General features: G+C 61.7%; 22 protein-coding genes. 13 read left to right on the top strand and 9 right to left on the bottom strand.

Annotated elements, in window-relative coordinates; translation table 11 throughout:
* Nucleotides 1–84: 84 nt before the first annotated feature.
* Nucleotides 85–831: a FadR/GntR family transcriptional regulator gene (locus ACKLNA_RS17875; protein ID WP_134825485.1), complete on the top strand. Its 747-nt coding sequence runs from the start codon at nt 85–87 to the stop codon at nt 829–831.
* A 4-nt stretch (nt 832–835) separates the two neighbouring features.
* Here ACKLNA_RS17875 and ACKLNA_RS17880 read toward each other — a convergent pair whose 3' ends face one another.
* From ACKLNA_RS17880 to ACKLNA_RS17890, 3 genes are all read right to left on the bottom strand, one after another.
* Nucleotides 836–1,210, bottom strand: a complete 375-nt coding sequence (locus tag ACKLNA_RS17880; RefSeq protein ID WP_408986624.1) for a hypothetical protein — start codon at nt 1,208–1,210, stop codon at nt 836–838.
* 102 nt (nt 1,211–1,312) lie between these two features.
* Entirely contained in the window at nt 1,313–1,504 is a 192-nt protein-coding gene (locus tag ACKLNA_RS17885) for a hypothetical protein (RefSeq protein ID WP_408986625.1), read from the bottom strand.
* A gap of 11 nt (nt 1,505–1,515) precedes the next feature.
* Entirely contained in the window at nt 1,516–2,814 is a 1,299-nt protein-coding gene (locus tag ACKLNA_RS17890) for a phospholipase (RefSeq protein ID WP_408986626.1), read from the bottom strand.
* 235 nt (nt 2,815–3,049) lie between these two features.
* On the opposite strand from ACKLNA_RS17890, the gene kdgD reads away from it, so the two are divergent.
* The 5 genes from kdgD (at nt 3,050) to ACKLNA_RS17915 (ending at nt 9,737) form a co-directional block, all read left to right on the top strand.
* Nucleotides 3,050–3,961, top strand: coding sequence for a 5-dehydro-4-deoxyglucarate dehydratase (kdgD, locus tag ACKLNA_RS17895; RefSeq protein ID WP_007953624.1), 912 nt, complete (start codon nt 3,050–3,052; stop codon nt 3,959–3,961).
* Between the two features lie 61 nt (nt 3,962–4,022).
* Nucleotides 4,023–5,462, top strand: coding sequence for an aldehyde dehydrogenase family protein (locus tag ACKLNA_RS17900; protein WP_085711804.1), 1,440 nt, complete (start codon nt 4,023–4,025; stop codon nt 5,460–5,462).
* Nucleotides 5,463–5,560: 98 nt separating this feature from the next.
* On the top strand, nt 5,561–6,925 hold the full coding sequence (locus ACKLNA_RS17905; RefSeq protein WP_085711879.1) for an MFS transporter: 1,365 nt from the start codon (nt 5,561–5,563) through the stop codon (nt 6,923–6,925).
* A gap of 11 nt (nt 6,926–6,936) precedes the next feature.
* Nucleotides 6,937–8,490 carry a galactarate dehydratase gene (gene garD / locus ACKLNA_RS17910; protein ID WP_408986627.1) on the top strand — a complete coding sequence of 518 codons (1,554 nt, stop codon included), beginning with the start codon at nt 6,937–6,939 and terminating at the stop codon, nt 8,488–8,490.
* 305 nt (nt 8,491–8,795) lie between these two features.
* Nucleotides 8,796–9,737 (top strand): AEC family transporter, encoded by a 942-nt coding sequence (locus ACKLNA_RS17915; RefSeq protein ID WP_408986628.1) that lies wholly within the window; start codon nt 8,796–8,798, stop codon nt 9,735–9,737.
* Nucleotides 9,738–9,746: 9 nt separating this feature from the next.
* Here the strand turns inward: ACKLNA_RS17915 and ACKLNA_RS17920 are convergent, their stop codons facing one another.
* From ACKLNA_RS17920 to gatC, 6 genes are all read right to left on the bottom strand, one after another.
* Entirely contained in the window at nt 9,747–10,127 is a 381-nt protein-coding gene (locus ACKLNA_RS17920) for a carboxymuconolactone decarboxylase family protein (protein WP_085685699.1), read from the bottom strand.
* The gene (locus ACKLNA_RS17925; RefSeq protein ID WP_408986629.1) at nt 10,124–11,185 is read right to left on the bottom strand and encodes a calcium/sodium antiporter; all 1,062 of its coding nucleotides are present in this window, start codon (nt 11,183–11,185) and stop codon (nt 10,124–10,126) included. The genes ACKLNA_RS17920 and ACKLNA_RS17925 overlap by 4 nt, the downstream gene beginning before the upstream one ends.
* A 46-nt stretch (nt 11,186–11,231) precedes the next feature.
* Nucleotides 11,232–11,606: a septal ring lytic transglycosylase RlpA family protein gene (locus ACKLNA_RS17930; RefSeq protein WP_408986630.1), complete on the bottom strand. Its 375-nt coding sequence runs from the start codon at nt 11,604–11,606 to the stop codon at nt 11,232–11,234.
* Nucleotides 11,607–11,751: 145 nt separating this feature from the next.
* Nucleotides 11,752–13,197, bottom strand: coding sequence for an Asp-tRNA(Asn)/Glu-tRNA(Gln) amidotransferase subunit GatB (gatB, locus tag ACKLNA_RS17935; protein ID WP_114881417.1), 1,446 nt, complete (start codon nt 13,195–13,197; stop codon nt 11,752–11,754).
* A 10-nt stretch (nt 13,198–13,207) separates the two neighbouring features.
* Nucleotides 13,208–14,659, bottom strand: coding sequence for an Asp-tRNA(Asn)/Glu-tRNA(Gln) amidotransferase subunit GatA (gatA, locus tag ACKLNA_RS17940; RefSeq protein WP_408986631.1), 1,452 nt, complete (start codon nt 14,657–14,659; stop codon nt 13,208–13,210).
* A 16-nt stretch (nt 14,660–14,675) separates the two neighbouring features.
* Nucleotides 14,676–14,963, bottom strand: coding sequence for an Asp-tRNA(Asn)/Glu-tRNA(Gln) amidotransferase subunit GatC (gatC, locus tag ACKLNA_RS17945; RefSeq protein WP_007953612.1), 288 nt, complete (start codon nt 14,961–14,963; stop codon nt 14,676–14,678).
* A gap of 211 nt (nt 14,964–15,174) precedes the next feature.
* On the opposite strand from gatC, the gene mreB reads away from it, so the two are divergent.
* From mreB to ACKLNA_RS17980, 7 genes are all read left to right on the top strand, one after another.
* Nucleotides 15,175–16,212 carry a rod shape-determining protein MreB gene (gene mreB / locus ACKLNA_RS17950; RefSeq protein ID WP_002555108.1) on the top strand — a complete coding sequence of 346 codons (1,038 nt, stop codon included), beginning with the start codon at nt 15,175–15,177 and terminating at the stop codon, nt 16,210–16,212.
* A 141-nt stretch (nt 16,213–16,353) separates the two neighbouring features.
* Nucleotides 16,354–17,487, top strand: a complete 1,134-nt coding sequence (gene mreC / locus ACKLNA_RS17955) for a rod shape-determining protein MreC (RefSeq protein WP_408986730.1) — start codon at nt 16,354–16,356, stop codon at nt 17,485–17,487.
* The gene (gene mreD, locus ACKLNA_RS17960; protein WP_085711798.1) at nt 17,487–17,978 is read left to right on the top strand and encodes a rod shape-determining protein MreD; all 492 of its coding nucleotides are present in this window, start codon (nt 17,487–17,489) and stop codon (nt 17,976–17,978) included. Before mreC ends, mreD begins: the two co-directional genes overlap by 1 nt.
* A 43-nt stretch (nt 17,979–18,021) precedes the next feature.
* Complete coding sequence (locus ACKLNA_RS17965; protein WP_408986632.1) at nt 18,022–18,618, top strand: Maf family protein; 597 nt, start codon at nt 18,022–18,024, stop codon at nt 18,616–18,618.
* 58 nt (nt 18,619–18,676) lie between these two features.
* Nucleotides 18,677–20,134: a ribonuclease G gene (gene rng, locus ACKLNA_RS17970; protein ID WP_065260839.1), complete on the top strand. Its 1,458-nt coding sequence runs from the start codon at nt 18,677–18,679 to the stop codon at nt 20,132–20,134.
* Nucleotides 20,135–20,209: 75 nt separating this feature from the next.
* A complete protein-coding gene (locus tag ACKLNA_RS17975) occupies nt 20,210–24,013 on the top strand; it encodes a YhdP family protein (protein ID WP_408986633.1) in 3,804 nt (1,267 codons plus the stop codon).
* A gap of 58 nt (nt 24,014–24,071) precedes the next feature.
* A complete protein-coding gene (locus ACKLNA_RS17980; RefSeq protein WP_408986634.1) occupies nt 24,072–24,932 on the top strand; it encodes a carbon-nitrogen hydrolase family protein in 861 nt (286 codons plus the stop codon).
* Nucleotides 24,933–24,936: the final 4 nt, after the last annotated feature.

The following is a 24,936-nucleotide window of genomic DNA, read 5'->3' on the forward strand; positions in this document are numbered from 1 at the left end:
CTCGCTCCCACAGAGGACGGTGATCGTACAACTCCCTTGGGCTATGATGCCCCTCTTACCGAATTTTCGAGACAAACGCAGACCATGGAAACCCCGATCGACACCCCGCGCCTCCCTCGCAAGCGCCGCAGCCTGGCACAGGAACTGGTGACGGTGCTGACCGAGCAGATCCGCGACGGTCTGCTCAAGCGTGGCGACAAGTTGCCTACCGAGTCGGCGATCATGGAAGCCCATGGCGTCAGCCGCACCGTAGTACGCGAGGCAATTTCCCGTTTGCAGGCCGCAGGGCAGGTCGAAACCCGCCACGGCATCGGCACCTTCGTGCTCGATACGCCAAGCCCGAGCGGTTTCCGGATCGACCCGGCCACCGTGGTCACCCTGCGTGACGTGCTGGCGATTCTCGAATTCCGTATCAGCCTGGAAGTCGAATCCGCCGGCCTCGCCGCACAGCGTCGCAGCACCGAACAACTGGCCGCCATGCGCGCCGCCCTCGATGCGCTTAACGAAAGCGTGGCCCACGCCAGCGATGCGGTGGCGTCGGATTTCCAGTTCCACCTGCAAATCGCGCTGTCCACCGGCAACCGCTACTTCACCGACATCATGACCCACCTGGGCACCAGCATCATTCCGCGTACCCGCCTGAACTCGGCGCGCCTGGCCCATGACGATCAGCAGCACTACATGAATCGCCTGAGTCGCGAGCACGAGGAAATCTACGAGGCCATCGCCCGCCAGGATGCGGATGCCGCCCGCGCGGCCATGCGCCTGCACCTGACCAACAGCCGCGAACGACTACGTCAGGCCCATGAAGAGGCGCAGGCACAGGGTTGAGGAATCAGGCTTCGACGTAGAGTCTCAGCGGTTCCGAACAAGGTTCGAGACTGGACTCGTCGGCAAACTTGTAGCGTAGTTCGACGGTGCTGTTCAGGTACTTTTCCAGCTCGAATCTGGGGATGCTCAGTTCGATTCCGGCCAGGCCGACCATGTCATCCAGTGCGTCATCCCAGACGCCGGTCGGCTCCGACAATCCCTGCCATTCAGGCTCTTCCGGATCTTCACCGAGGATCGGGTACACATCCCAGTTCGGCGGAGTGTTCTGGCCGTCGGGTACGCGGACGATCAGGTCATCGTCCAGGTTCGATAACCGCAGGATGATCGAGTCGCTGGCGTGATCGGGGAATTGCGGAAGGTGTGCAGCGGCAAACGTCATGGTTCGTTCTCCTTGAAAGATCTGCCGCGATCCTTCGCGGCAGTCGTCGCACTTTACCCGGCGAATCGGTGAGGCGCGCCGGGGCAATCTTGTCCGGGCATTTCAGCTCTTGGGCAGAATCGAACGATCGACCCTGACCGCCAGTTTGCCCGTGCCTGGCCTGACGTCGAATGTTGCGTGCCCCTGAGCGTCCACCGACGCCCGGGCGATGGCCACGCCGTCGCGCAGCAATTGCAGCGGCGCACCTTTCAACGATTGGCCCGAGGCCAGTTCCAGTTTCAATTTGATGCTCATCGAATCGCTCCTTAATTCGTGTTGCCGGTCGGGTGATAGTCCTTGAGCAGCAGGTAAGTGCTCCACCCCCACCAGTCGTCGACGGTGTCGGTGTCGTTGAGGTTGTTCACGTCCTTGCGGCGCAGGACTTTGTTGCCTTGAAGGCGGAACAGTGGCGAAAAGTTGTTGGCCAGGTTCATCACGGCAGTCAGATCCGGCAGCCGTTGCAGCGCGTTGAAAGTGGTCGGCACGTTGCCGCTTGAATACGCGGCATACACCTCGTCCGCCGAATCCTGCACCGCCTGATTCACCTGATTGCGATTGTCGGCATCCGTGGCGTCGAAGTAGCGCTTGTCACCGAACGCCCGCCATTGCTCGCCATGCCCGTTGCGCACCTTGAGGCCGAACTTGCTGTCTTCGTCATGCATGAAGCGGGTGATCAGCGAGCCCAGATCGCTCGGCGTTACGACGGCGGCCATGGCCTTGCGTGGCACCCGCAAATGCCCGGAGGAGAACAGGTCGGTGAGGTAGTGATCCGCGAACGCATTCATCGCGTAGGCCCGTTCCAGTTGCAGTTCGTCCTGGCTGGCGTGGGCGGCAGCGGCGGTTTGCAGGGCGGCGGTGTGTCCGGCGATGTAGGCCAGTCGGGCCCATTCGCCGAAGTGGTCGGCATTGTTCGCCGCCAGTTTCAGATAGCGACCGAGGGGGAACAGCGCCGAGACGAAACTGCCGCCGCCGGTGATTTTGTTCCACTCTTCCGACAACGTATCTCCCAGCGCGTCGTAGGCTTCGTGGGGTGGTTTGCCGTCCTTGATCGCCTGTTTAACGGCATCGATCTCTTTTTGCATGATCGCGAGAATTTGCGGCGCTTCGGCTTTTGATGCCGGCAGGGCAGCGAGGCTGTCGAACGCCGCCGAAAAGCGCTGAAGACGATCCGTCGGAGTCGCACCTTCGTTGATCGGCCGGTCGACGACTCCGTAGAAATCGCCACCCAGCGCGAGCACCTGGCCATAGGTCAGCGCCAGTCCATTCGGCAGGTGCAGGGGCACGTTTTGCGCGAGCACCGGCTCGGCGTTTTCAACGAAACGCAGCCGGGTGTTATCGCCGATCGCCGTGTGTTCTGCGCCTTCGAAGCGCAGCGGCGGTTTGCCTTTCATGGCTTTGCCAGACGAGGCGAGGACGGGGTCGACATCGCTGTGCGAGTCGGCAATGTGCAGCAGCAGGTGCGGGTTTTCAGCACTGAAGTCGATGCCGCCGGGGGTAAAAAGATCATCGAAACGGGCGATGACCGGTGTGGGTTTTTCAAGGCATTTTGTTTGTAGACCGGACATTTCTTTCTCCTTGATATGTCGTCGGTGAATTCTTATTTAACTGTATGTATATACAGTTAATTCGAGCCTAGTCGAGAAAACGCCTACGTCAAAAAGAAATCTTGTCCGACAAAAAATGCCCCCCAGCGATGAAATGCAGTTGACGGTTATCTTTTAAGTTGTACGATGACCTACAACTTCGGCGAAGGCTGAACGGTCCACTCACAAAAAACGTTGCTACCAGGGTGTTCGAATAATGAATCCACAAGAACTGAAGTCCATCCTCTCCGCCGGCCTGCTGTCGTTCCCGGTCACCGATTTCAATGCCCAGGGCGATTTCAACCGCGCTGGCTACATCAAACGGCTGGAATGGCTGGCCCCGTACGGTGCTTCGGCCCTGTTCGCCGCCGGTGGCACCGGTGAATTCTTCTCCCTGGCGGCCAGCGAATATTCGGAAATCATCAAGACTGCCGTCGACACCTGCGCCAGCAGCGTGCCGATCCTCGCCGGTGTCGGCGGTTCGACCCGCCAGGCCATCGAATACGCTCAGGAAGCCGAGCGTCTGGGCGCCAAAGGCCTGTTGCTGCTGCCGCACTACCTGACCGAAGCCAGCCAGGACGGCGTCGCCGCCCACGTTGAAGCGGTGTGCAAATCGGTGAACATCGGTGTGGTGGTCTACAACCGTAACGTCTGCCGCCTGACCGCACCGCTGCTGGAACGTCTGGCCGAGCGCTGCCCGAACCTGATCGGTTACAAGGATGGTCTGGGTGATATCGAGCTGATGGTGTCGATCCGTCGTCGCCTCGGCGATCGTTTCAGCTACCTCGGTGGTCTGCCAACCGCAGAAGTCTACGCCGCTGCCTACAAGGCCCTGGGCGTGCCGGTCTACTCGTCGGCGGTGTTCAACTTCATCCCGAAAACCGCGATGGACTTCTACCACGCCATCGCCCGCGAAGATCACGCCACCGTCGGCAAGATCATCGACGACTTCTTCCTGCCATACCTGGACATCCGCAACCGCAAGGCCGGTTACGCCGTGAGCATCGTCAAGGCAGGCGCCAAGATCGCCGGCTATGACGCAGGCCCGGTGCGGGCGCCGCTGACCGACCTGACCCGCGAAGAGTACGAAATGCTCGCCGCGCTGATCGACAAGCAAGGTGCGCAGTAACCCAACCCTATAAACAAGGCCGCTGAGCAATCAGCGGCCTTTTGCGTCAGGAGAATGATTCGTGACCAAGCGCTATGACAACTACATCAACGGTGAATGGGTCGCCGGCAACGATTACTCGGTCAACATCAACCCGTCCGAGCTGAGCGACACCATCGGCGACTACGCCAAGGCTGATCTGGCTCAGGTCAACGCCGCCATCGACGCCGCCCGCGCCGCGTTTCCGGCATGGTCGACCTCGGGCATTCAAGCCCGCCACGACTCGCTGGACAAAGTCGGCACCGAAATCCTCGCCCGCCGCGAAGAACTCGGCACCCTGCTGGCCCGGGAAGAGGGCAAGACCCTGCCCGAAGCCATCGGCGAAGTGACCCGCGCCGGCAACATCTTCAAGTTCTTCGCTGGTGAATGCCTGCGTCTGTCCGGCGACTACGTGCCGTCGGTGCGCCCGGGTGTCAACGTTGAAGTCACCCGCGAAGCCCTCGGCGTGGTCGGCCTGATCACCCCGTGGAATTTCCCGATTGCGATTCCGTCGTGGAAAATCGCCCCGGCCCTGGCCTACGGCAACTGTGTGGTGTTGAAACCGGCGGACCTGGTTCCGGGTTGCGCCTGGGCGCTGGCCGAAATCATCTCCCGCGCAGGCTTCCCGGCCGGCGTGTTCAACCTGGTGATGGGCAGCGGTCGTGTGGTCGGTGAAGCGCTGGTCAACAGCCCGAAGGTCGACGGCATCAGCTTCACCGGCTCTGTCGGTGTGGGCCGTCAGATCGCGGTCAACTGCGTGTCGCGACAGGCCAAGGTTCAGTTGGAAATGGGCGGCAAGAACCCGCAGATCATTCTCGACGACGCCGATCTCAAGCAGGCGGTGGAGCTGTCGGTGCAGAGCGCGTTCTACTCCACCGGCCAGCGTTGCACCGCGTCGAGCCGCTTGATCGTCACTGCCGGGATTCACGACAAGTTCGTCGAAGCCATGGCCGAGCGCATGAAGTCGATCAAGGTCGGGCACGCGCTGAAGGCCGGCACCGATATCGGTCCGGTGGTCTCGCAGGCGCAGCTCGAACAGGACCTGAAATACATCGACATCGGCCAGTCCGAAGGCGCTCGCGTAGTCAGCGGAGGTGGTCTGGTGACCTGCGACACTGAAGGCTACTTCCTCGCGCCGACCCTGTTTGCCGACAGTGAAGCGTCGATGCGCATCAGCCGCGAAGAGATCTTCGGCCCGGTGGCCAACATCGTCCGCGTGGCGGATTACGAGGCTGCACTGGCCATGGCCAACGACACCGAATTCGGTCTGTCGGCGGGCATCGCCACCACGTCGCTGAAGTACGCCAACCACTTCAAGCGTCATTCCCAGGCCGGGATGGTGATGGTCAACCTGCCGACCGCCGGCGTTGATTACCACGTTCCGTTCGGGGGCCGTAAGGGTTCATCCTATGGCTCACGTGAGCAAGGCCGCTATGCGCAAGAGTTCTACACCGTGGTGAAAACCGCCTACATCGGTTCGTAAGTCGCTGCACCCGCGCAGGGTTATTGCCAAGGCCCTGCGCGGCACAAGACCAAAGAATGTTTTACCCGCATAAAAATAATCAGTGGGAGTACATCTACATGCAATCGTCCAAGCCGACTCACGTCCGCTATTTGATTCTGCTCATGCTGTTCCTGGTGACCACGATCAACTACGCCGACCGCGCCACCATCGCGATCGCCGGTTCCAGTTTGCAAAAAGACCTCGGCATCGACGCGGTCACCCTCGGCTACATCTTCTCTGCATTCGGTTGGGCCTACGTGGCCGGGCAAATTCCCGGCGGCTGGCTGCTCGATCGTTTCGGCTCGAAAAAAGTCTATGCCCTGAGCATCTTCACCTGGTCGCTGTTCACCGTGCTGCAAGGCTTCGTCGGTGAGTTCGGCATGTCCACGGCCATCGTCGCGCTGTTCATGCTGCGCTTCCTCGTGGGCCTGGCCGAGGCGCCATCGTTCCCCGGCAACGCGCGCATCGTCGCGGCCTGGTTCCCGACCGCCGAACGCGGTACGGCTTCGGCGATCTTCAACTCGGCGCAGTACTTCGCCACCGTGCTGTTCGCGCCGCTGATGGGCTGGATCGTCTATGCCTTCGGCTGGGAACACGTGTTCATTGTCATGGGCGTGTTCGGCATCCTGTTCTCGCTGATCTGGCTGAAGGTTATCCACAGCCCGCGCCAGCACCCGATGGCCAACGAAGCGGAAGTGAAGTTCATCGCCGACAACGGCGGCATGGTCGACATGGACCAGAAACAAGGCAAAAAGGCTGACGGTCCGAAATGGGATTACATCCGCCAGTTGCTGACCAATCGCATGATGCTCGGCGTTTATCTGGGCCAGTACTGCATCAACGGCATCACCTATTTCTTCCTGACCTGGTTCCCGGTGTACCTGGTGCAGGAGCGCGGCATGACCATTCTCAAGGCGGGTTTCATCGCGTCGTTGCCGGCGATCTGCGGTTTTATCGGCGGTGTCCTCGGCGGGGTGATTTCCGATTACCTGCTGCGCAAGGGCCACTCGCTGACCTTCGCCCGCAAGGCACCGATCATCGCCGGTCTGCTGGTCTCCAGCAGCATCGTCGCGTGCAACTATGTTGAAGTGGAATGGATGGTGGTCGGCTTCATGGCCCTGGCCTTCTTCGGCAAGGGCGTGGGCGCACTGGGCTGGGCGGTGGTCTCCGACACCTCGCCGAAGCAGATCGCCGGTCTCAGTGGTGGCCTGTTCAACACCTTCGGCAACATTGCCTCGATCACTACGCCGATCGTCATCGGCTACATCATCAGCTCCACCGGCTCGTTCAAATGGGCGCTGGTGTTCGTCGGTGCCAACGCGCTGGTGGCGGTGTTCAGCTACCTGGTGATCGTCGGCCCGATCAAACGTGTGGTACTGAAAGAGCCGCCAACCAATGGCGGTTCCGAAGCCACCGGTAAATTGTCTCAAGCGCATTCCTGAGGAGCGGCGCCATGCAGTTGATTGAACATTCCGACTCGCCGCGCTACATCCGCCTGCACGAGCGGGACAACGTAGTGGTCGTGGTCAATGACCAGGGCGTTCAGGCCGGCACCGCGTTCGCCGATGGCCTGGTAACGGTGGATTTTGTGCCGCAGAGCCACAAGGTCAGCCTGGTGGACATTCCCGAGGGCGGCACGGTGATTCGCTACGGCCAGATCATTGGCTACGCGTTGCAGCCGATTCCCCGTGGCAGTTGGGTCAAGGAAGATCAACTGCGCATGCCGACCGCGCCGCCGCTGGACAGCCTGCCGCTATCCACCGATGTGCCGGCCGCCCAGGCGCCGCTGGAAGGCTTCACGTTCGAGGGTTATCGCAATGCCGACGGCACCGTCGGCACGCGCAATATCCTCGGGATCACCACCACCGTGCAGTGCGTCACCGGGGTGCTGGATCACGCGGTCAAACGCATCAAGGACGAACTGTTGCCGAAGTACCCGCACGTCGATGACGTGGTGGCGCTGACCCACAGTTACGGTTGCGGCGTGGCGATCACCGCCACCGACGCCTACATCCCGATCCGCACCGTGCGCAATCTGGCGCGCAACCCGAACCTCGGTGGCGAGGCGCTGGTGATCAGTCTGGGCTGCGAGAAATTGCAGGCCGGGCAGGTGATGCACGAGGACGATGCGTCGGTGGATCTGAGCGAGCCGTGGCTGTATCGCTTGCAGGATTCCAGTCACGGTTTCACCGAGATGATCGAGCAGATCATGGAACTGGCTGAAACCCGCCTGAAGAAACTCGACCAGCGCCGCCGGGAAACCGTGCCGGCGTCCGAGCTGATCCTCGGCATGCAGTGCGGTGGCAGCGATGCGTTTTCCGGGATCACCGCCAACCCGGCGCTGGGTTATGCCTCGGACTTGCTGCTGCGAGCAGGGGCGACGGTGATGTTTTCCGAAGTCACCGAAGTGCGCGATGCGATTTACCTGCTGACCTCCCGGGCCCAGAGCAAAACCGTTGCCGAGGAACTGGTGCGCGAGATGGACTGGTACGACCGTTACCTGGCCAAGGGTGAGGCGGATCGCAGCGCCAACACCACGCCGGGCAACAAGAAGGGCGGGTTGTCGAACATTGTCGAGAAGTCGCTGGGCTCGATCGTCAAATCCGGCAGCAGCGCGATCAGCGGAGTGCTTGGGCCGGGGGAGCGCTTCAAGCAGAAAGGTCTGATTTTCTGTGCGACGCCGGCCAGTGATTTTGTCTGCGGCACCTTGCAACTGGCGGCGGGGATGAACCTGCATGTGTTCACCACCGGGCGTGGCACGCCTTATGGTCTGGCCATGGCGCCGGTGGTCAAGGTGTCAACCCGTACCGAATTGGCGCAGCGCTGGCCGGATCTGATCGACATCGATGCCGGGCGCATCGCTACCGGTCGCGCGTCCATCGAGGAGTTGGGCTGGGAGTTGTTCCACTACTATCTGGATGTGGCGAGCGGCAAGCAGCAGACGTGGGCGGAAAAGCACAAGCTGCATAACGACATTACGTTGTTCAATCCGGCGCCGATTACTTGATCGTTGAGTGTTCGGCTTGAGGGGTGTGGTGTCGGCACTGGCCATGCCCTCACCCCAACCCTCTCCCGGGGGGAGAGGGGGCCGACCGAGTTGTCTTGCGCTGTCCATCGACCTGAAATACCGCGTTGATTATGGATTCGGCGAAGTAGTTTCAGGTCGATAATTTTCCGGAGCATCCCCGGATCAGTCCCCTCTCCCTCCGGGAGAGGGATAGGGTGAGGGGCTTTTGGCTTTTGAAGGGGCAAACGGCCCGAAGTGGCTTATCATTAGCCCCCTAACGACGCTCACCTCCAAGGCTCCCCGGCATGCTGGCAATCTTCCTCGAAACCCTGAACATCACCGCGCCGGTGTTTGCCATGCTGTTTCTGGGTGTGCTGCTCAAGCGCATCGAATGGATCAACGACAACTTCATCCACACGGCGTCGTCGCTGGTGTTCAACGTCAGCATGCCGGCGCTGCTGTTTCTCGGCATCCTCCATGCCGACCTGCACGCCGCGCTGCAACCGGCGCTGCTGATCTACTTCGCCGTCGCCACGCTGGCCAGTTTCGCCCTGGCCTGGGGCTGGGCGATTCTCCGCTGCCCCCGTGAAGATCGCGGCATCTACACGCAAGGCGCGTTTCGCGGCAACAACGGGGTGATCGGTCTGGCGCTGGCGGCGAGCATGTACGGTGACTACGGGATTTCCCTCGGGGCGATTCTCGCGGCGCTGGTGATCCTGTTCTACAACACCCTGTCGACCATTGTGCTGGCGGTCTACAGCCCGGTGATCAAGTCCGATCCGTGGAGCATCTGCAAAAGCGTGTTCAGCAATCCGCTGATCATCAGCGTGATTGCGGCGGCGCCGTTTGCCTGGTTCAAGATCGGTCTGCCGGGCTGGCTGGAGACGTCGGGCCAGTACCTGGCGCAAACCACACTGCCACTGGCGCTGATCTGCATCGGCGGCACGCTGTCGCTGGCGGCGCTGCGCAAGAGCGGGAGCATGGCACTCAGTTCCAGTCTGGTGAAGATGATCGGCCTGCCGGTGTTCGCCACGCTGGGTGCATGGTTGTGGGGCTTTCGCGGGGCGGAGCTGGGGATTCTGTTTCTGTACTTCGGCAGTCCGACCGCCGCCGCCAGTTTTGTCATGGCCCGTGCGGCCCAGGGCAATCATGAGCTGGCGGCGGCGATCATTGTGTTGACCACGTTGATGGCGGCGGTGACCACCAACGTCGGGATCTTTCTGTTGCAGTGGGGCGGGTGGATCTGAGGCTGGCTGTTACTCAGGTTTCTGGTAACTGTCGATCACTTCCTGCGCCGCCCGAAACGCATCAATCGCCGCCGGTACGCCGGCATACACCGCGCAATGCAGCAGCGCCTCGCGGATCTCGTCGACCGTGCAGCCATTGTTCAACGCGCCGCGCACATGACCCTTCAATTCCTGCGGGCACTTCAGCGCGGTCAGCGCGGCGAGGGTGATCAGGCTGCGGGTTTTCAGCGGCAGACCTTCGCGATTCCATACGCCGCCCCAGGCGTGTTCGTTGACGAAGTCCTGCAAGGGTTGAGTGAATTCGGTGGCGTTGCCCAAAGCGCGATCAACGAACGCGTCACCCATTACCTGGCGGCGGATTTCGACCCCGGATTTCTTCGATTCGGTCATGGCACATCCCTCTTGTGGTGTTGGCGGCGCCAGGCGCGCACGGACGTGAAAAACAGAAACGTCAGCAGCGCCGGCAGGACATAAAACAGCATCAACCGTTCAAGCTTGCCGGCCAGTGGCATGCCGGTGGTGAAGGACACCACATGCAGCGCATACGCCAGGTACAGGCCGAGCAGCAACAAGCCTTCAGCCCGGGTCACGCGGTAGCCGGAATAGAACACCGGCAGGCACAGCGTGGCGACGCCGAGCATCACCGGCAGGTCGAAATCCAGCGCGTTCGGCGACACCGACAGTGGCGTCGGGGCGATCAACGCCGTGATGCCGAGGACCCCGAGCAGGTTGAACAGGTTGGCGCCGATCACGTTGCCCACGGCAATGTCCCGCTGACCGCGCAATGCAGCGATCAACGAAGTGGCGAGTTCCGGCAGCGAAGTGCCGACCGCGACCACGGTCAGGCCGATCACCCGTTCGGAGAACCCGAGATCGGTGGCCACTGCGACAGCGGCACCCAGCAGCAAATGCCCTGCGAACACCAGCATGGCGAGACCGGCGATGATCATCAGCAGACTGGTGAACCAGGGGGCCGGCTGAGTCTGAGGATGATCGGAATGTGGCCGGCCCGAGTGACGCGACTGGCGCAACAGCAAGCCGAGATAAAGCCCCAGGGCCGCCAGCAGCAGGAGGCCGTCGAAACGTCCGATCTCTTCGTTCCAGGCCAGCACGAACACCAGCAGGCTGGCGCCGATCATCAGCGGGATGTCGAGGCGCACCAGTTGCCGTGAGACGCGCAGTGGAATGATCAGCGCCGACAGGCCGAGGGTCACGAGGATGTTGAAAATGCTACTGCCGATCACGCTGCCGACCGCGATGTCGGGGTTGTGCGTCAGGGTTGCTTGCAGACTGACCGCCATTTGCGGGGCGCTGCTGCCGAGGGCGACGATGGTCAGACCGATGATCAGCGGCCGCACATGCAGGCGCGCGGCCAGGCGCACGGCGGCGCGCACCATCAGTTCGGCACCGGCGATCAGCAGGAACAATCCGCAGAGCAGTTCGATCACGTTGATCAGCGGTAAATCGGTCAGTCCGAAAATGGCGGGCGCTCCATCAGTCGTCGAGGGCCTGCACGCGAACCCGTGCCGTGCCGCTGCCAATCATGCCGAGGCGTTCGGCGGCTTCCCGTGAAACATCGATGATGCGCCCACGGGTGTGTGGCCCGCGGTCGTTGATACGCACCACGCAGGATTTGTCGTTTTTCAGGTTGGTGACCTTCACCCGCGTGCCGAACGGCAACTGGCGATGGGCGGCGGTCAGGGAATTCTGGTTGAACGCTTCGCCGCTGGCGGTGCGTTTACCGTGGTGTTTGGCTCCGTAATAGGAGGCGACGCCGGTCTGGTCGTAACCGTGCGGGTCGATGACATCGGTGCTGGCGCAACCGGCCAGCAAAGTGAGCAGGGCGCAGGCGCCGAGCAGACGTTTCATTCAAAAGCTCCCAAGTGATCGTTCCGACGCTCCGGCGTGGGAATGCACCCCGTGACGCTCTGCGTCACACCGCGATGGACGCGGAGCGTCCGAGGCGGCATTCCCACGCAGAGCGCGGGAACGATCCTCGGGCGCGGGGCCATCGTCAGCCTTCGAGCTTGCTTTTCAGCAGTTCGTTCACTTGCTGCGGGTTGGCCTTGCCCTTGGAGGCTTTCATGGCCTGACCGACGAAGAAACCGAACATCTTGCCGCGCTTGGCTTCGTCTGCCGCACGGTATTGCTCGACCTGCTCGGCGTTGGCCGCGAGCATTTCGTCCAGCACCGCCGAGATCGCGCCGGTGTCGGTCACTTGCTTCAGGCCGCGTTTCTCGATGATCTCGTCTGCGCTGCCTTCGCCATTGGCCATCGCTTCGAACACAACCTTGGCGATCTTGCCGGAGATGGTGTTGTCCTTGATGCGCAACAGCATGCCACCCAGTTGCTCGGCCGAAACCGGCGAATCCTCGATGTCCAGGTTCTGCTTGTTGAGCAGGCTGCCCAACTCGACCATCACCCAGTTCGCCGCCAGTTTGGCGTCGCCGCCAATGCTCGCGACTTTCTCGAAGTAGTCCGCCTGCTCACGGCTGGTGGCCAGCACGTTGGCGTCGTAGGCCGACAGGCCGAAGGCACTCTGGAAGCGCTCGCGCTTTTGCGGTGGCAGTTCCGGCAGGGTGGCGCGCACGTCGTTGAGGAACGAGTCCTCGATGACCACCGGCAGCAGGTCCGGATCGGGGAAGTAACGGTAGTCGTTGGCTTCTTCCTTGCTGCGCATCGGACGGGTCTCGTCCTTGTTCGGATCGTACAGACGGGTCTGCTGGATCACTTTGCCGCCGTCTTCGATCAGGTCAATCTGACGCTGGATCTCGGAGTTGATCGCCTTCTCGATGAAACGGAACGAGTTGACGTTCTTGATCTCGCAGCGAGTGCCGAACTCGACCTGGCCTTTCGGACGCACCGACACGTTGCAGTCGCAACGCAGCGAACCTTCGGCCATGTTGCCGTCGCAGATGCCCAGGTAGCGTACCAGCGCGTGGATCGCCTTGACGTAGGCCACGGCTTCCTTGGCGCTGCGCATGTCAGGCTCGGAAACGATTTCCAGCAGCGGCGTACCGGCACGGTTCAGGTCGATGCCGGTGGCGCCGCTGAATTCTTCGTGCAGGCTCTTGCCGGCGTCTTCTTCCAGGTGCGCGCGGGTGATGCCGACGCGTTTGACCGTGCCGTCTTCCAGAGCGATGTCCAGGTGGCCCTTGCCGACGATCGGCAATTCCATCTGGCTGATCTGGTAGCCCTTCGGCAGGTCCGGGTAAAAATAGTTTTTACGGGCGAACACGTTGTGCTGACCGATCTCGGCGTCAATCGCCAGACCGAACATCACCGCCATGCGCACCGCTTCCTGGTTGAGCACCGGCAGCACGCCGGGCATGCCCAGGTCGATCAGGCTGGCCTGGGTGTTCGGCTCGGAACCGAACTGGGTGGAACTACCGGAAAAGATTTTCGACCGGGTGGTGAGCTGGGTGTGAATCTCCAGCCCGATCACGACTTCCCATTGCATGTGTGTCTCCTCAGAAGCCGGTTGGGGTGCGGGTGTGCCAGTCAGTGTTCAACTGATACTGGTGGGCAACGTTCAACAGGCGACCTTCCTGGAAATACGGCGCGAGCAGCTGTACGCCGACCGGCAGGCCGTCGACGAAACCGGCCGGCATCGACAGGCCCGGCAGGCCCGCGAGGTTGGCGGTGATGGTGTAGACGTCTTCCAGGTAGGCAGCAACCGGGTCGCTGTTCTTGGCGCCGAGTTTCCAGGCCGGGTTTGGCGTGGTCGGGCCGAGGATGATGTCGACTTCATTAAAGGCAGCCATGAAGTCGTTCTTCACCAGGCGACGGATCTTCTGCGCTTTCAGGTAGTAGGCGTCGTAGTACCCGGCGGACAGCGCGTAGGCGCCGACCATGATCCGACGCTGCACCTCGGCACCGAAGCCTTCGCCACGGGAGCGCTTGTACAGGTCTTCCAGGTTTTTCGGGTCTTCGCAGCGATGGCCGAAGCGTACGCCGTCGAAACGCGACAGGTTGGAGGACGCTTCTGCCGGGGCGATCACGTAGTACGCAGGAATCGCGTGCTGCATGTTCGGCAGGCTGATTTCCTTGATCACGGCACCGAGCTTCTGCAGCTCCTTGATGCTGTTCTGGATCAGGTCGGCGATGCGCGGATCGAGACCGGCGCCGAAGTATTCCTTCGGCACGCCGATACGCAGGCCTTGCAGCGAGCCATTCAGACCGGCGGCGTAGTCCGGCACCGGCTCATCGATGCTGGTGGAGTCGTTCGGATCGAAGCCGGCCATACCTTGCAACAAAATCGCGCAGTCTTCGGCCGTGCGAGCCAATGGGCCGCCCTGATCGAGGCTGGAGGCGTAAGCGATCATGCCCCAGCGCGAAACACGACCGTAAGTCGGTTTCAGGCCGGTAAGGTTGGTGAACGCGGCCGGCTGGCGGATCGAACCGCCGGTGTCGGTGGCCGTGGCGGCTGGCAACAGACGAGCGGCAACGGCCGCCGCCGAACCACCGGACGAACCGCCCGGTACGTGTTCCAGGTTCCACGGGTTTTTCACCGCGCCGTACCAGCTCGACTCGTTGGCCGAACCCATGGCGAATTCGTCCATGTTGGTCTTGCCCAGGGTCACGGTGCCGGCGGCAGCCAGCTTCGACACCACGGTGGCGTCGTACGGGGCCTTGAAGTTGTCGAGCATCTTCGAGCCGCAGCTGGTGCGAATGCCCTGGGTGCAGAACAGGTCTTTGTGGGCGATCGGCGCGCCGAGCAGGGCGCCGCTCTCACCGTTGGCCCGGCGCGCGTCGGCGGCTTTCGCCTGCTCGAGGGCCAGCTCTTCGGTGAGGCTGATGAAACTGTTGAGCTGCGGATCGAGCTGGGAAATGCGCGCCAGCAGGACCTTGGTCAGCTCTTCGGAAGAAAACTTTTTATCGGCGAGACCGCGGGCGATCTCGGCCAGAGTCATTTGATGCATTGCAGGCTCTTTCCCTTTAGTCGATGACTTTCGGAACCAGATACAGGCCGTTTTCGACCGCTGGTGCGATGGACTGATAAGCCTCGCGGTTATTGCTTTCGGTCACGACGTCGGCGCGCAGGCGCTGACTGGCTTCCAGCGGGTGGGCCAGCGGCTCGATACCGTCGGTATTGACCGCCTGCATTTCGTCGACCAGCCCGAGAATGCTGTTGAGGGCCGAAGTGATGTGTGGAAGATCGGCGTCATTCAGGCCAAGGCTGGCCAGATGAGCGATTTTTTCCACGTCGGAGCGTTCTAGCGCCATCGGGTTTCTCCAGTGGAAAACAGGACGGACGGCGTCCGTGTGTTAGATTGTCGGAACACTACCGCACTTCTACGGTCATAAGGCCGCGATTGTGGGGCTTGGTGCACAGAAAAGCGGCCAATTTAACATATTGGCGCCTTGCCCAAAATCCCTGTCGTTGTTAGAGTTTGCCGCACTTTTTTACCCACGCGTTGCCTAGGGTCCCTTTCCCATGTTCAAGAAACTGCGTGGCATGTTTTCCAGCGATCTTTCCATTGACCTGGGCACTGCCAACACCCTTATTTACGTGCGCGAGCGCGGTATCGTCCTGAATGAGCCATCGGTTGTGGCCATTCGGACACACGGTAACCAGAAAAGTGTCGTTGCTGTCGGCACCGAAGCGAAGCGCATGCTTGGCCGTACGCCGGGCAACATTGCTGCCATTCGTCCGATGAAGGACGGCGTGATCGCCGACTTCAGCGTCTGCGAAAAGATGCTGCAATACTTTATCAACAAGGTTCACGAGAACAGCTTCCTGCAGCCCAGCCCACGTGTGCTGATCTGCGTTCCATGCAAGTCCACCCAGGTTGAGCGTCGCGCCATCCGTGAATCGGCCCTTGGCGCCGGTGCCCGTGAAGTGTTCCTGATCGAAGAGCCGATGGCTGCCGCGATCGGTGCCGGCCTGCCGGTAGAAGAAGCTCGCGGCTCGATGGTCGTGGATATCGGTGGTGGTACCACCGAAATCGCGCTGATCTCCCTGAACGGTGTGGTCTATGCCGAATCCGTACGCGTTGGCGGCGACCGCTTCGACGAAGCGATCATCACCTACGTGCGCCGCAACTACGGCAGCCTGATCGGCGAGTCGACTGCAGAGCGCATCAAGCAGGAAATCGGCACGGCCTACCCGGGCGGCGAAGTTCGCGAAGTCGACGTTCGCGGTCGCAACCTGGCCGAAGGCGTTCCACGCGCATTCACCCTGAACTCCAACGAAGTGCTGGAAGCTCTGCAAGAGTCCCTGGCCACCATCGTTCAGGCCGTGAAAAGCGCCCTGGAGCAATCGCCGCCGGAACTGGCTTCCGACATCGCCGAGCGTGGCCTGGTGCTGACCGGTGGTGGCGCGCTGCTGCGTGACCTCGACAAGTTGCTGGCCCAGGAAACCGGTCTGCCGGTGATCGTTGCCGAAGATCCGCTGACCTGCGTGGCTCGCGGCGGTGGCCGTGCACTGGAAATGATGGACAAGCACACCATGGACCTGCTCTCCAGCGAATAAGTCGCCGGGCGCAATACGTGGGTGAGCGCGCAGGCAGCACTTTGCAGTGCTGCCTGTTGGCGTTTATCTTCTGTCAGTCTTCATCCAGGCCGGTTTGATGCCGTATGAATAAACAGAACATTTGCCTGGGAGGAGCGGCCTATTAAACCGCTTTTCGCCAAGGGCCCCTCACTGGGCGTGCGCTTGTTGGTGCTGGCCGTGCTGTCGGTCGCGCTGATGGTGGTCGATGCCCGTTTCAGCCTGCTCAAGCCTGCCCGCAGCCAGATGTCGCTGGTGCTGATGGACGCTTACTGGATCACCGACCTGCCCGGCAGGCTGTGGGAAGGTGTCGCCAGTCAGTTCGGCAGCCGCACCGAGCTGGTCGCCGAAAACGAAAAACTCAAGACCGAGAACCTGCTGTTGCAGGGTCGCATGCAGAAGCTTGCCGCCCTCACCGAGCAGAACGTCCGTCTGCGCGAGTTGCTCAATTCCTCCGCGCTGGTCAACGAAAAGGTCGAAGTTGCCGAACTGATCGGCATGGACCCCAATCCCTTCACCCATCGCATCATCATCAATAAAGGTGAACGCGACGGCGTGGTGCTTGGTCAGCCGGTGCTCGATGCGCGTGGCCTGATGGGGCAGGTGGTCGAGCTGATGCCGTACACCTCCCGTGTCCTGCTGCTGACCGACTCGACCCACAGCATTCCTGTGCAGGTGAACCGTAACGGTCTGCGGGCGATTGCCAGCGGCACCGGTAACCCTGAGCGTCTGGAGCTGCGCCATGTGGCCGACACCGCCGATGTCAAGGAAGGTGATCTGCTGGTCAGCTCCGGCCTGGGTCAGCGCTTCCCGGCCGGTTATCCGGTGGCGACGGTCAAGGAAGTGATCCACGATTCCGGCCAGCCATTCGCCATTGTCCGCGCCGTGCCGACTGCCGCTCTGAACCGCAGCCGCTACCTGTTGCTGGTGTTCAGCGACAACCGTACGGCTGAAGAACGTGCGAACGATGCGGCGCAGGCTCAGGAAAATCTTGATGCGTTTGGCGGTGGCCCGATCATTCCAGCCACGGTGCCGAAAACGGTGAATACACCGGCTCAGGCGCCTGCTGCGTCGGGCACGCCTGCCGCTGCACCCGCTGCTGCTACGCCGGCCAAACCCGCCGCGAGCAAGCCGCCAGCCAAACCACCCGCAGCGACGCCGGCCGCCAGCAAGCCTCCGGCCGCTCAGCCTGCCAACGCGCGGCCGGCCGCCAAACCGCCTGTCACTGCGCCGGCCACCACTGGGGGACGAGAATAATGGTCGGTGTCAAAGCCTCCCGAAACGGCTGGATCGTCTGGCTGACATTTCTGATCGGCATGCTGCTCAGCGTGTCGCCGTTGCCGCAATTCATGGAAATCCTGCGCCCGCTCTGGCTGGCCTTGCTCCTGGCATTCTGGGCACTGGCCCTGCCGCAAAAGGTCGGCATGGTCACTGCATTTTGCCTCGGGCTTGCTGAAGACGTGCTGTATGGCACGCTGCTGGGACAGAACGCGTTGATCCTGACGTTGATCACGTTCCTGGTGCTGTCGTTGCAGCAACGCCTGCGGATGTTCCCGATGTGGCAGCAGTGCCTGGTGATCCTGGTGATTTTCGGCCTCGCGCAGCTTGTGCAATTGTGGCTCAGCGCCCTGACCGGCAACCGTCAGCCGACCCTGGCGCTGGTCCTGCCGGCACTGGTCAGCGCCTTGCTCTGGCCGTGGGTCAGCTTCGCTTTGCGTGGATTGCGCCGGCGCTACAAAATCAACTGATTCGGTCAGGCATTTGCCCGCACCTCGACAGGGAGATGTCTTGATGAAGCCGCTTTACCTCGCCTCCGGATCGCCGCGTCGGCGTGAATTGCTCACGCAGATCGGCGTTCCGTTCACCGCCATCAGTGCGGATATCGATGAAACCCCTTTCGCCAATGAATCCCCGTCGGCCTATGTCGAGCGCCTGGCGCGCGGCAAGGCCGAGGCCGGGCGGCGCTCTGTCGTCAGCGATAAACCGTTTTGCGTGTTGGGCGCCGATACCGCTGTGGTGCTGGACGGCAAAATTCTCGGTAAACCGGTGGACGAAGCCGACGCATGCGCCATGCTGATGATGTTGTCCGGCAAGGAACACGAAGTGCTGACAGCCATCGCTGTGCTTGACGGTGCGCTCTGCGAGTCGCAAGTGGTGCGCAGTCTGGTACGGTTCCGGGCGATCAGCCGCGAAGAAGCTGCCGCCTACTGGGCCAGCGGCGAGCCTCGGGACAAGGCCGGCGGTTACGGCATTCAGGGGCTGGGCGCGGTGTTCGTCGCCGGTCTCAACGGCAGCTATTCAGCCGTAGTCGGTTTGCCGGTGTGCGAAAGCGCAGAACTGCTCGGTCATTTCGGCATACCCTGTTGGCAAAACCTGAGTGCGCAGTAAGCGTCGAACGGAACAAGATGCGGCCATTATCGTGAACATGCCTGAACGAGACCCTGCCATGAGTGAAGAGATTCTGATCAACATCACGCCGATGGAATCGCGCGTGGCGGTGGTCGAAAACGGTGTGCTGCAAGAAGTACACGTCGAGCGCACGCAAAAACGCGGGATCGTCGGCAACATCTATAAAGGCAAGGTCGTGCGGGTACTGCCGGGCATGCAGGCGGCCTTCGTCGACATCGGCCTGGACCGTGCGGCGTTCATCCACGCTTCGGAAATTTCCCTGCGCGAAGGCCCGGCGGTGGAAAGCATCAGCGCGCTGGTGCATGAAGGTCAGAGTTTGGTGGTGCAAGTCACCAAGGATCCGATCGGCTCCAAAGGGGCGCGGCTGACCACTCAGCTGTCGATCCCTTCGCGTTACCTGGTGTACATGCCGCGCACCGCCCACGTCGGCATTTCCCTGAAGATCGAGGACGAAGCCGAGCGCGAGCGCCTGAAACAGGTGGTCAGCGATTGTGTGGCCAAAGAAGGCATCAAGGAGGCCGGCGGCTTTATCCTGCGCACCGCCGCCGAAGGGGCCGGGGCCGATGAAATCCTGATGGATATCCGCTACCTGCGCCGCCTGTGGGATCAGATCAACGAACAGATCAAGACCATCGGCGCACCCAGCGTGATCTACGAAGACCTCGGTCTGGCCCTGCGCACCTTGCGTGATCTGGTCAGCCCGAAGATCGAGAAGATCCGCATCGACTCCCGGGAAACCTTTCAGAAAACCACGCAGTTCGTCGCCGAACTGATGCCGGAGATCGCCGACCGTCTGGAACATTATCCGGGCGAGCGGCCGATTTTCGACCTGTACGGCGTCGAAGACGAAATCCAGAAAGCCCTCGAGCGCAAAGTGCCGCTGAAGTCCGGCGGTTATCTGGTGGTGGATCCGGCGGAAGCCATGACCACCATCGACGTCAACACCGGGGCGTTCGTCGGGCATCGCAACCTCGAAGAAACCATCTTCAAGACCAACCTCGAAGCCGCCACGGCGATTGCCCGGCAGATGCGTCTGCGCAATCTGGGCGGGATCATCATCATCGACTTCATCGACATGGAAGATGAAGAGCACCAGCGTCAGGTTCTGCGTACCCTGGAGAAACAGCTGGAGCGCGATCACGCCAAGACCAACATCATCGGCATCACCGAGCTGGGTCTGGTGCAGATGACTCGCAAACGGACTCGCGAAAGCCTGGAGCAGGTGCTGTGCGAGCCTTGCAGCAGTTGTCAGGGACGCGGCAAGCTGAAGACGCCGGAAACCATTTGCTACGAGATTTTCCGCGAGATCCTGCGCGAGGCCCGGGCCTATCAGGCCGAGGGTTATCGTGTACTGGCGAACCAGAAAGTCGTCGATCGGCTGCTCGATGAAGAGTCCGGTAACGTTGCCGAGCTTGAAGGGTTCATCGGGCGCACCATACGCTTCCAGGTGGAAACCATGTATTCCCAGGAACAATATGACGTGGTGCTGCTCTGATCCCCTGCGTCACCTTTTTCCTGAAACGGCTGGCCTCAGCTTTTTGCAGTATTTTTGCCATGGGAGCCAACTGACATGGAACGTCTGACACGCATTTTGGCTGCACTGACTCGCTGGGGGCTGGGCCTGTGCGCGTTGGTTCTGGTGTTGATAGCGTTGTACGTCAGCCTCGGCCGGGAACTCGCGCCACTGGTGGCCGAATACCGTACCGACATCGAAGACAAGGCCAGCGCGGCCCTGGGCATGCCGCTGCAGATCGGTGAGCTGGAGGGTAACTGGAGCGGTTTCGCACCGATCCTGCTGGCTCACGACGTGACGGTCGGCGACGGCGCCAATGCTTTGCGTCTGGATCACGTGCGCGCAGTGCCGGACCTTTGGGCCAGTCTGTTGGCCCGGGAAGTACGTATCGCGCATCTTGAACTCAATGGTCTGAAGATCAGCCTCAAAGAGGGTGATGACGGCCAATGGGCGCTCGAAGGCTTGCCGGTGCAGAAGGATCAGCCCATGGATCCCGAGCAACTGTTCAACCGCATGCAAATGGTCCAGCAATTGTCGGTGCTCGACAGTCAGGTGACCTTGCAGCCGCTGGAGCAGGCGCCGCTGACCTTTACCTATGTCGGGCTCAACCTCAAGACCGGCCTCAATCGCCAGCGCCTCGACGCGCGGTTGACCTTGCCTGACGGGCAGCCTGTCGCACTGAGCCTGCGTACGCGGATTCGTGCCAGCCAGTTGCAGGACAGCGCGGTCGAGGGCTATGTCAGCCTGCCGCAAAGCGATTGGGCAAAATGGTTGCCCGAGCGCCTGACCCAACAATGGAATTTCTCCGAGATCAAGGCCGGCGGTGAGCTGTGGGTCAACTGGAGCGAGGGCGCGTTGCAAAGTGCCGCCATCCGCCTCAACGCCCCGCAACTCAACGGTGCCTACGGCGAGCGCAAGCCGATCCAGATCAACAACCTGGCCCTCAACGGTTACTTCCAGCGCAGTGCCGAGGGTGCAACCGTCACTCTCGATTCGCTGGCGATGAATTTTGGCGAAACCCGTTGGGAGTCCCGTGTCCAGGTCAAGCAGACCGCCGCCACCGACAAGGTTGACGAGCTCTGGCACCTGCAGGCCGATCGCCTCGATCTGACGCCGATCACTCCGTTACTCAATGCGCTGGGCCCGTTGCCACAGGGCTTTGCCACCGTAGTCGAGCATCTGAAAGTGACCGGTGGCTTGCGCAACGTATTGCTGGATTTCCGCCCGAACGCCACCGACGACAGCAAATTCAGTTTCGCCGCCAACCTCGATCAGGTCGGTTTCGACGCCTATCACGGCGCACCCGCAGCGCGGAATGTCAGCGGCAGCCTGACCGGCAACCTCGGCGGCGGTGAGCTGCGCATGGACAGCAAGGACTTCGTCCTGCACCTCGACCCGATCTTCGCCAAACCATGGCAATACATTCAGGCCAACGCCCGGTTGACCTGGAAACTCGATAAGGAAGGCTTCACCCTGATTGCGCCGTACCTGAAGGTGTTCGGCGAGGAAGGCAAGATTGCCGGCGACTTCCTGATCCGCCTGCATTTCGACCACGACCAGGAAGACTACATGGACCTGCGGGTCGGCCTGGTGGATGGCGACGGTCGCTACACCGCCAAATACCTGCCGGAAGTCCTGAGCCCGGCCCTCGACGAATGGCTGCGCACGGCGATTCTCAAAGGGGCGGTGGATCAAGGGTTCTTCCAGTATCAGGGTTCCCTGAACAAAGGCGCCGCGGATGCGGATCGCAGCATCAGCCTGTTCTTCAAGGTGCACGACGCCGAACTGGCGTTCCAGCCAGGCTGGCCGCACGTGAGCAAGGTCAGCGGCGATGTGTTCATCGAGGACAGCGGTGTGCGGATTGTCGCCAGCAAGGGGCAGTTGCTCGACACCCAGGTCAGCGACGTTTTCGTCAATATTCCCCATGTGCCCAGTGGCGAGCACAGCCATATGTTCCTCGACGGCGGGTTTGCCGGCGGCCTGGGCGACGGCTTGAAGATTCTCCAGGAAGCGCCGATCGGCACCGCCGACACCTTCGCCGGCTGGGAAGGCGAGGGCGATTTGCAAGGCAAACTCAAACTGGATGTGCCGTTGGCCAAGGGCGATCAGCCGAAGATCCTCGTGGACTTCAAAACCGCCAATGCGCGATTGAAACTGGCCGAGCCGAAGCTGGAATTGAGCCAGCTCAAGGGTGATTTCCGCTTCGACAGTGCTAAAGGACTGAGCGGGCAGAACATCAGCGCCCGGGCCTTCGACAAACCGGTCACCGCGCAGATCTTCGCAGACGGCGGCCCCGGCAAGCTCAAGACCCGGGTGGCGGCGTCGGGGCAGGTCGAGGTCAAGAAACTCACTGACTGGCTCGGCGTGACTCAGCCATTGCCGGTGTCCGGGACGATTCCTTACCAGTTGCAAGTGAATCTGGACGGTGCCGACAGTCAATTGATGGTCAGCTCCAGTATGAAGGGCGTGGCGGTGGATCTGCCCGCGCCGTTCGGCATGGCCGCCGATGTCGGACGTGACACGGTGTTCCGCATGACCCTGCAAGGGCAGGAGCGGCGTTACTGGGTCAATTACGATCAACTGGCCAACTTCACGTTCGCCGCGCCGCCGAGCAATTTCGCCGATGGCCGTGGCGAGTTGTTCCTCGGTGCCGGCGAAGCGGCATTGCCGGGCAACAAAGGCTTGCGCATACGCGGCGTATTGTCGGAGCTGGACGTCAAACCCTGGCAGGATCTGGTGGACAAGTACGCCGGTCAGGACCCGGGCGGCAGCGCCAAGCAATTGCTTAGCAGCGCGGACTTCAAGGTCGGCAAACTGACGGCCTTCGGTACTACGCTGGATCAGGCGGCGGTGCAACTGGATCGCAAGCCCGGCGCCTGGACCCTGGCCCTCGACAGTCAGCAGGCCAAAGGCACCGCAGCCATTCCAGATGCCAAGGCCGCGCCGATTGTGGTGAACCTGCAATATGTGCGTCTGCCGGCGCCGGACCCGACGGTGCAGGCAGACGAGAACGCGCCTGACCCGCTGGCCTCGGTCGATCCGACCAAGATCCCGGCGCTCGATATCACCATCAATCAGCTGTTCCAGGGCCAGGATCTGGTCGGTGGCTGGTCGCTGAAAGTCCGGCCGACGGCCAAAGGTATCGCCCTGAACAATCTGGACATGGGCCTCAAAGGCATTCTGTTGCAGGGCAGCGGTGGCTGGGAGGGGACACCTGGCGCCACCAGCAGTTGGTACAAGGGTCGGATCGGCGGCAAGAATCTCGCCGATGTGCTCAAGGGCTGGGGCTTTGCGCCGAGCGTGACCAGTGAAGAATTCCATATGGATGTCGATGGCCGCTGGCCCGGCTCGCCGGCATGGCTGGCGACCAAGCGCTTCTCCGGCACGCTCGATGCGTCGCTGAACAAGGGCCAGTTCGTCGAGGTCGAGGGCGGCGCCCAGGCGCTTCGGGTGTTCGGTCTGCTCAACTTCAACTCCATCGGCCGGCGTCTGCGCCTGGACTTCTCCGACCTGTTCGGCAAAGGCTTGAGCTATGACCGGGTCAAGGGACTGCTGGTGGCGAACAACGGCGTCTACGTGACGCAGGAACCGATCAAACTGACCGGACCGTCGAGCAACATTGAACTGAACGGCACGCTGGATCTGGTGGGCGATCAGGTTGACGCCAAATTGCTGGTGACCCTGCCGGTGACCAACAACCTGCCTATCGCCGCGTTGATCGTCGGTGCACCGGCGGTCGGCGGCGCGCTGTTCCTGATCGACAAACTGATCGGTGACCGCGTGGCGCGGTTTGCCAGCGTCAAATACACGGTCAAAGGCCCGTGGAAAGAGCCGAAAATCACCTTCGACAAGCCTTTTTGATCAGCCAGGCCGCAAACCGATGGAGTAGCATGGCTGCCTACCTCTTGCGGAGTTCGCCATGTCTTTTGCGGTGATTCAAATGGTCAGCCAGAGCGACGTGCTGGCCAATCTGCGCGATGCCCGGCGTTTGCTCGAACAAGCGGCCAGCGCTGGCGCGAAACTGGCGGTGCTGCCGGAAAACTTCGCCGCCATGGGGCGTCGCGACATCGCCGATATCGGCCGCGCCGAAGCACTTGACGAAGGCCCGATCCTGCCGTGGTTGAAACAGACCGCCCGCGACCTCAAGTTATGGATAGTGGCCGGCACCTTGCCGTTGCCACCGGCGGGGCAACCTGAAGCGAAGTCAAATGCCTGCTCGTTGCTGGTGGACGATCAGGGCGAAATCGTTGCCCGCTATGACAAGTTGCATCTGTTTGATGTGGACGTGGCGGACAATCGTGGGCGTTACCGCGAATCCGATGACTATGCTTATGGCAGTCATGTGGTGGTGGCGGACACGCCGGTCGGCCGACTCGGCCTGACGGTGTGTTACGACCTGCGCTTCCCCGAGCTGTACAGCGAATTGCGTGCGGCCGGGGCTGAACTGATTACCGCACCGTCGGCCTTCACCGCGGTGACGGGAGCGGCGCACTGGGACGTGTTGATCCGTGCACGGGCGATTGAAACCCAGTGTTACATGCTGGCGGCGGCCCAGGGCGGAACGCATCCGGGGCCGCGAGAAACCTTTGGCCACGGGGCGATTGTCGATCCGTGGGGACGCGTGCTGGCGCAGCAGGAACAAGGCGAGGCCGTATTGCTGGCCGAACGCGACAGTGACGAACAGGCGTCCATCCGGGCGCGAATGCCGGTGACGGGTCATCGGCGGTTTTTTTCGCAGGGCGCACAACGACCTGCTTCAGAACACGAATTTAAGGCGTAAAACC

Source organism: Pseudomonas sp. UV AK001 (assembly GCF_046097675.1).
GTDB lineage: Bacteria > Pseudomonadota > Gammaproteobacteria > Pseudomonadales > Pseudomonadaceae > Aquipseudomonas > Aquipseudomonas kribbensis.

Coding starts and splice junctions, on each gene's coding strand:
- mreB (WP_002555108.1), top strand. CDS start 15,175: ATGTTCAAGAAACTGCGTGGCATGTTTTCCAGCGATCTTTCCATTGAC.
- ACKLNA_RS17875 (WP_134825485.1), top strand. CDS start 85: ATGGAAACCCCGATCGACACCCCGCGCCTCCCTCGCAAGCGCCGCAGC.
- kdgD (WP_007953624.1), top strand. CDS start 3,050: ATGAATCCACAAGAACTGAAGTCCATCCTCTCCGCCGGCCTGCTGTCG.
- ACKLNA_RS17880 (WP_408986624.1), bottom strand. CDS start 1,210: ATGACGTTTGCCGCTGCACACCTTCCGCAATTCCCCGATCACGCCAGC.
- garD (WP_408986627.1), top strand. CDS start 6,937: ATGCAGTTGATTGAACATTCCGACTCGCCGCGCTACATCCGCCTGCAC.
- gatA (WP_408986631.1), bottom strand. CDS start 14,659: ATGCATCAAATGACTCTGGCCGAGATCGCCCGCGGTCTCGCCGATAAA.
- ACKLNA_RS17975 (WP_408986633.1), top strand. CDS start 20,210: ATGGAACGTCTGACACGCATTTTGGCTGCACTGACTCGCTGGGGGCTG.
- ACKLNA_RS17920 (WP_085685699.1), bottom strand. CDS start 10,127: ATGACCGAATCGAAGAAATCCGGGGTCGAAATCCGCCGCCAGGTAATG.
- ACKLNA_RS17885 (WP_408986625.1), bottom strand. CDS start 1,504: ATGAGCATCAAATTGAAACTGGAACTGGCCTCGGGCCAATCGTTGAAA.
- gatB (WP_114881417.1), bottom strand. CDS start 13,197: ATGCAATGGGAAGTCGTGATCGGGCTGGAGATTCACACCCAGCTCACC.
- ACKLNA_RS17890 (WP_408986626.1), bottom strand. CDS start 2,814: ATGTCCGGTCTACAAACAAAATGCCTTGAAAAACCCACACCGGTCATC.
- ACKLNA_RS17980 (WP_408986634.1), top strand. CDS start 24,072: ATGTCTTTTGCGGTGATTCAAATGGTCAGCCAGAGCGACGTGCTGGCC.
- mreD (WP_085711798.1), top strand. CDS start 17,487: ATGGTCGGTGTCAAAGCCTCCCGAAACGGCTGGATCGTCTGGCTGACA.
- ACKLNA_RS17905 (WP_085711879.1), top strand. CDS start 5,561: ATGCAATCGTCCAAGCCGACTCACGTCCGCTATTTGATTCTGCTCATG.
- rng (WP_065260839.1), top strand. CDS start 18,677: ATGAGTGAAGAGATTCTGATCAACATCACGCCGATGGAATCGCGCGTG.
- ACKLNA_RS17965 (WP_408986632.1), top strand. CDS start 18,022: ATGAAGCCGCTTTACCTCGCCTCCGGATCGCCGCGTCGGCGTGAATTG.
- ACKLNA_RS17930 (WP_408986630.1), bottom strand. CDS start 11,606: ATGAAACGTCTGCTCGGCGCCTGCGCCCTGCTCACTTTGCTGGCCGGT.
- gatC (WP_007953612.1), bottom strand. CDS start 14,963: ATGGCGCTAGAACGCTCCGACGTGGAAAAAATCGCTCATCTGGCCAGC.
- ACKLNA_RS17915 (WP_408986628.1), top strand. CDS start 8,796: ATGCTGGCAATCTTCCTCGAAACCCTGAACATCACCGCGCCGGTGTTT.